6 protein-coding genes and 1 tRNA gene are annotated in these 5,958 nt (G+C 69.4%); 6 read left to right on the top strand and 1 reads right to left on the bottom strand.

The window, feature by feature from the left end; all coding sequences use genetic code 11:
* The 4 genes from FUT87_RS22660 to FUT87_RS22645 all read left to right on the top strand — a co-directional run.
* On the top strand, window positions 1–402 hold a 402-nt coding region (locus tag FUT87_RS22660), incomplete at its 5' end, for a peptidylprolyl isomerase (RefSeq protein ID WP_147242472.1).
* Entirely contained in the window at window positions 402–1,379 is a 978-nt protein-coding gene (gene ispH / locus FUT87_RS22655; protein WP_255489468.1) for a 4-hydroxy-3-methylbut-2-enyl diphosphate reductase, read from the top strand. The genes FUT87_RS22660 and ispH, both read left to right, overlap by 1 nt.
* A gap of 129 nt (window positions 1,380–1,508) precedes the next feature.
* A complete protein-coding gene (gene serS, locus FUT87_RS22650) occupies window positions 1,509–2,804 on the top strand; it encodes a serine--tRNA ligase (protein WP_147242471.1) in 1,296 nt (431 codons plus the stop codon).
* A 117-nt stretch (window positions 2,805–2,921) separates the two neighbouring features.
* Window positions 2,922–3,012, top strand: a tRNA-Ser gene (locus tag FUT87_RS22645).
* A gap of 146 nt (window positions 3,013–3,158) precedes the next feature.
* Here FUT87_RS22645 and FUT87_RS22640 read toward each other — a convergent pair.
* Complete coding sequence (locus FUT87_RS22640) at window positions 3,159–3,572, bottom strand: response regulator (protein ID WP_099861889.1); 414 nt, start codon at window positions 3,570–3,572, stop codon at window positions 3,159–3,161.
* A 147-nt stretch (window positions 3,573–3,719) separates the two neighbouring features.
* Between FUT87_RS22640 and FUT87_RS22635 the strand changes: the two genes are divergently transcribed.
* Both FUT87_RS22635 and FUT87_RS22630 read left to right on the top strand, forming a co-directional pair.
* Entirely contained in the window at window positions 3,720–5,129 is a 1,410-nt protein-coding gene (locus tag FUT87_RS22635) for an FAD-containing oxidoreductase (protein ID WP_147242470.1), read from the top strand.
* A gap of 74 nt (window positions 5,130–5,203) precedes the next feature.
* On the top strand, window positions 5,204–5,958 hold a 755-nt coding region (locus tag FUT87_RS22630), incomplete at its 3' end, for a glycosyltransferase (protein WP_222617246.1).

The raw sequence follows: 5,958 nt of genomic DNA, 5'->3' as shown, positions 1-5,958 counted from the left end.
GCTGAGCGGGCCGGACGCCAGGACCTGATCAACACCTTCGCCGACAAGCTGCCGGCCACGCTGACGCTGGGCGCCGGCGAGCTCGCGCCCGCGATCGAGGCCCGGCTGATCGGCCTGGCCGAGGGCACGCACACCCGCGTCGAACTGGCGCCCGGCGAGGCCTTCGGCGAGCGCAACCCGGAGCTGCTGCAGCGCGTCAAGCGCAGCCTGATGCGCGAACTGGGCGATCCGGACGAGCAGTACCACGTCGGGGACGTCGTGCAGTTCCCGACGCCGGACGGGCAGGGGCAGTACGCCGGTGTCGTGCGCGAACTCGGCGAGGACTGGCTGTTGTTCGACTTCAACCACCCGTTGGCGGGACAGCCCGTCAGCTTCGAGGTGCAGCTGATCGGGGTGCTGTGATGACGGACGTGACCATGGACAAGGACATCGTGCTGGCGGAGCCTCGCGGCTTCTGCGCCGGTGTGGACCGCGCGATCGAGATCGTCGAGCGCGCGCTGAAGAAGTTCGGCGCGCCGATCTACGTGCGGCACGAGATCGTGCACAACACCTATGTCGTCAACGACCTCAAGGCCAAGGGCGCGATCTTCATCGAGGACCTGGCCGAGGTGCCTCCGGGCGCGACGCTGGTGTTCTCGGCGCACGGCGTCAGCCAGGCGGTGCGCAAGGAGGCCCAGCAGCGCGGCTTCCAGGTCTTCGACGCCACCTGCCCGCTGGTGACCAAGGTCCATGTCGAGGTGGCCAAGCTGCATCGCGAGGGCTACGAGTTCATCATGATCGGCCACAAGGGCCACCCCGAGGTCGAGGGCACGATGGGCCAGCTCAGCGACGGGATCTACCTGGTCGAGGAGGCGTCGGACGTGCCGCACGTGCGGGTCAAGGACCCGTCGAAGCTGGCGGTGGTGACGCAGACGACGCTGAGCGTGGACGACGCGGCCGAGATCCTCGCCGCCGTGAAGCGGCATTTCCCGCAGGTCCGCGAGCCGAAGAAGCAGGACATCTGCTACGCCACGCAGAACCGCCAGGACGCGGTGAAAGTGCTGGCGCCGCAGGTGGACGTGGTGGTCGTGGTGGGCAGCCCCACCAGCTCCAACAGCAATCGCCTGCGCGAACTGGCCGAGCGTCTGGGCACGCCGGCCTACATGGTCGACGCCGCCGAGGACGTGCGGGGCGAGTGGCTCGACGGCCGCTCCAAGGTCGGACTGACGGCGGGCGCCTCGGCGCCGGACGTGCTGGTCCAGGCCGTGATCGCGCGGCTGCGCGAACTGGGCGCGACGACGGTGCGCACGCTGCCGGGCGTCGAGGAACACGTGCGCTTCCCGCTGCCAATGGGGCTGGGCGACAAGTCGATGGCCGAGGTCACCAGCGATCGATCTTGATCGCCGCGGCCGGTCCCTGCGCGGGGCCGCCGCCTGACTCTCCGCTGACCCTCCTGAACCGACCCCCCCATTCGAGCGCCGGTGCTCCCCCATAGGACCGCCACTGGCGCAGGACACGAAAGACACACCATGCTGGACATCACCCTGCTGCGCAAGGACCTGGACGCCGTCATCGAGCGCCTGCAGCTGCGCAAGAACCCGCAACCCTTCCTGGACGTCGAGCGCTTCAAAGCGCTGGAGGCCGAGCGCAAGCAGGTGCAGACCCGCACCGAGGAGCTGCAGGCCAAGCGCAACCAGCTGTCCAAGCAGGTCGGCATGCTGAAGGGCAAGGGCGAGGACGCCAGCGCCGTGATGGCCGAGGTGGGCGGCATCGCCGACGAGCTCAAGGCGGGCGCGGACAAGCTGGAGCTGATCCAGCAGGAACTGAACGGCATGCTGATGGGCGTGCCCAACCTGCCGCATGCCAGCGTGCCGGCCGGCGCGGACGAGACCGGCAACGTCGAGGTGCGGCGCTGGGGCACGCCGCGGAGCTTCGATTTCCCGGTCAAGGACCACGTCGACCTCGGCGCGCCGCTGGGCCTGGACTTCGAGACCGGCGCGAAGCTGTCGGGATCGCGCTTCGCTTTCCTGAAGGGCCCGGCGGCCCGCCTGCACCGCGCGCTGGCGCAGTTCATGCTGGACGTGCAGACGACCGAGCACGGCTACACCGAGTGCTACACGCCCTACATCGTCAACCGCGAGATCCTGGAAGGCACCGGCCAGCTGCCCAAGTTCAAGGAGGACATGTTCTGGGTGCTGCGCGGCGGTGACGAGGAGCAGCAGGAGCAGTACCTGATCTCGACCTCGGAGATCTCGCTGACCAACACCGTGCGCGAGAGCGTGCTGAAGGCCGAGGACCTGCCGGTGAAGCTGACGGCGCACAGCCCGTGCTTCCGCTCGGAAGCGGGTTCGGCGGGGCGCGACACGCGCGGCTTGATCCGCCAGCACCAGTTCGACAAGGTCGAAATGGTGCGCATCGAGCAGCCCGAGCGCAGCATGGACGCGCTCGAGGAGATGACCGGCCACGCCGAGGCGGTGCTGCGCAAGCTCGGCCTGCCGTACCGCACCGTGCTGCTGTGCGCCGGCGACATGGGCTTCGGCTCGACCAAGACCTATGACCTGGAGGTGTGGGTGCCGGCGCAGAACACCTACCGCGAGATCAGCTCCTGCTCGAACATGGGCGACTTCCAGGCCCGCCGCATGCAGGCGCGCTTCAAGAACGCGCAGGGCAAGAACGAGCTGGTGCACACGCTGAACGGCTCGGGCCTGGCGGTGGGGCGGACGCTGGTGGCGGTGCTGGAGAACTACCAGCAGGCCGACGGCAGCGTCGCCGTGCCGGAAATGCTGCAGCCCTACCTGGGCGGGCTGAAGGTCCTGAAGGCCTGAGGCGGCGCGCCGCGGCGGCGGCGTTCGCACAATCTCCAAAGACTTGTTGCCAAGGCTCGGAAAACCTCGCTATACTCTTAGGCTTACTCGCTGACAACCACGGTGAGCACCGAATCAGGAGAGGTGGCAGAGTGGTTGAATGTACCTGACTCGAAATCAGGCGTACGGTAACCCCGTACCGGGGGTTCGAATCCCCCCCTCTCCGCCAAGATGCTTGTGAATCAAGCAGTTAGAAAACCCGCCTTGAGCGGGTTTTCTTTTTGGTCGGGCGAAATCCTGAAAACTCCGGGGCCAGTTTGGCGGAGCGCCGGCGTGAGGTATTGAATCACTCGATCATCATGCGCGCGCTGGCGTTCAACGCAAATGCAGCGAGCCCAGCGTCATCGGCCGGCTGGCGGCGAGGCGGGGCGCCTCGGCCAGCATGTTGAGGTCGGTGAGGAAGCGCTCGAACTCGCGCCCCTTGTCGTAGAAGGCGTTCGCGCCGTTCTGCACGCACAGCGGGGCGTAGATCTCCGCCTCGCGGTTGCTGAGGACCAGGATGGTCCCGCCGAAGCCGGCCATGCGGAGCTTGCGCAACACCTCCAGCCCCGATCCCGAAGCCAACGACAGGTCCAGCACGACCACGTGCGGCCGCGTCAGGCCGACCGTGCACAGCGCTTCCGCTTCCGTCGCGGCGATGCCGACCACCGACAGGAAGGGCTGCTCCTTCAGCGCCGCCAGCAGGTGCTTGCGCACCAGCGGCGAGTCTTCGACGAGAACGACTTTCATGATGGTGTCAATTTTGCGCTTTTCGAATTGACAAAATCATGTGGAAAACCGAGGGGGCTCGGGCGCACGTGAATTTGTGGAGCGCTCAGCCCCCATTCAGGGGGGCGGTGGCAGACTCCGCGACGGTCCTCTTCCAGGAGCATTGCCGTGAGCCTTTCCCCTGAGACCTTCGACGCGATCGTCATCGGTGCCGGCCAAGCCGGCCCGGCGCTGGCCGAGCGGATGTCGCAAGCCGGCTGGCGGGTCGCCGTCGTCGAGCGCTCGCGCGTCGGCGGCACCTGCGTGAATACCGGCTGCATCCCGACCAAGGCGATGGTCGCCAGCGCGCATGCCGCCTGGGTCGTGCGCGAGGCCGCACGCTGGGGCGTGCGCCCGCCGGAGCGCTTCGGCGTGGACCTGCCCGCGGTGGTCGCGCGCAAGGACCGCATCTCCGGCCAGTCGCGCCGCAATGTCGAGCAGTGGCTGCGCGGCATGGCGAACGTGGAACTGGTCATGGGCCACGCGCGCTTCGTCGATCCCCACACGATCACCGTCGGCGAGCGCCGGCTGAAGGCCGACCGCTTCTTCCTCAATGTCGGCGGCCGGCCGGCGCAGCCCGGCGTCGAGGGCCTGGACGCGGTGCCCTGGCTCACCAACGCGTCGATCATGGCGCTCGAGGAACTGCCTCGGCATCTGGTGGTCGTCGGCGGCAGCTACATCGGGCTGGAGTTCGCGCAGATGTTCCGGCGCTTCGGTTCGGCGGTCACCGTCGTGCAGCGGGGGCCACGATTGGTCCCGCGCGAGGACGCCGACGTGGCCGAGGCGCTGCGCGGGATCCTGGAGCGGGAAGGGCTGACGATCCGCACCGGCGCCGAATGCGTGAAGCTCGCGCCGGCCGACGAGGGCGTCGCCGTGCGGGTGAACTGCCAGACCGGCGAGCCGGAGGTCCGCGGCAGCCACGTGCTGATCGCGACGGGTCGCCGGCCCAACACCGACGACCTCGGCCTGGACCAGGCCGGCGTGCGCGTGGACGAGCGCGGTCATGTCGTCGTCGACGACCGGCTGCGCAGCAGCGTGCCGCACATCTGGGCGCTCGGGGACTGCAACGGCCGCGGCGCCTTCACCCACACCGCCTGGAACGACTTCGAGGTGGCTGCGGCCAACCTCTTCGACGGGGCCGAGCGCGGCATCGGCGATCGGGTCGTGACCTATGCGCTGTACACCGACCCACCCCTCGCGCGCATCGGCCTGAGCGAGCGCGAGGTGCGCACGAGCGGTCGTGCGGCGTTGATCGGCACGCGGCCGATGACGCGGGTGGGCCGGGCGATCGAGAAGGGTGAGACCGAAGGTTTCATCAAGCTGCTGGTCGACGCAGGTTCGAAGGCGATCCTCGGCGCGACGGTGCTCGGCGTCGATGGCGACGAGGCGGTGCAGTCGCTGCTCGATGTCATCGCGTCGAAGCGGCCGTACACCGAGGTGACGGCCGGCGGCGTGCGCATCCATCCCACCGTCAGCGAGCTGCTGCCGACGGTGCTGCAGTCGCTGAAGCCCTTGCTGCCGGCGACTGAGCCGGGCTGAGCCGCGCCGCGCTCGCGGGTATGGGGTTTGCCAATCGGGGGAACACCGCGACTGGCGGTTGTGAAAGGCCGCCGATGAACCGTCCCGCCGCTCGCCGTCCCGGCACGATCCCCGCGCTGCCCGCCGTTCCCGTGGCGGCGTCGGCCGGCGCAGGGGCGACGTCGCTGGCGGTGCATGTGGTCGAGGTCGTCGGCGCCGTGCCGCCGGACGAGGCGAACGAGGACTCGCCCTCGGGCCTGGCCTCCGCCGCCGACCGGCTCGGCGCGACCGAACTGGTGGAGCGCCTGCTCGAGCGCCTGGGTCCGGACGATGGCCTGCGCTTCACCGTCGTGTGTCCCGCCGACGGTGCGTTCGCGGAACGGATGCGCAGCCGGGGCGCCGAGGTCGTGATCGTCGCGATGCCCGACGACCCGCCCTGGCACGCGATCCAGGTGCTGGTGGGGCTGATCCGGAATCGGCAGGCGGACGTGCTGCACGCGCATTTGCCGAACGCTCACCGGCTGGCCGGTCTGGCGGGTGGCATCACGCGCACGCCGGTGCTCAGCTCGGTGCAGGGGTCCCAGTTGGACATGCCCGACCTCGAAGTGCACCGGCTGATCGCGAGCCAGCTCAGCGTTGTCAGCGAGGCCAGCTATTTCCATGCGCTGGGGCTGGGCATCGCGCAGGAGCGCATCAGCCTCGAGCCCTTCGACGCGCAGGCGGACGAGGACGCGATGGCTGCCAGCCTCGACGCGCTGGGCGAGCGCCTGCGCGGCGTCGCGGCGCAGGCGGCGGTTGCCGGGTCCCGCGGCGCGGCGCAGGCGCGCGCGCTCACGCAGCCGCTGACGCC

The sequence above is a fragment of the Mitsuaria sp. TWR114 genome, from assembly GCF_007997345.1.
Note: the sequence above shows the minus strand (reverse complement) of the source record. Positions and strands in the feature narration are given on the sequence as shown.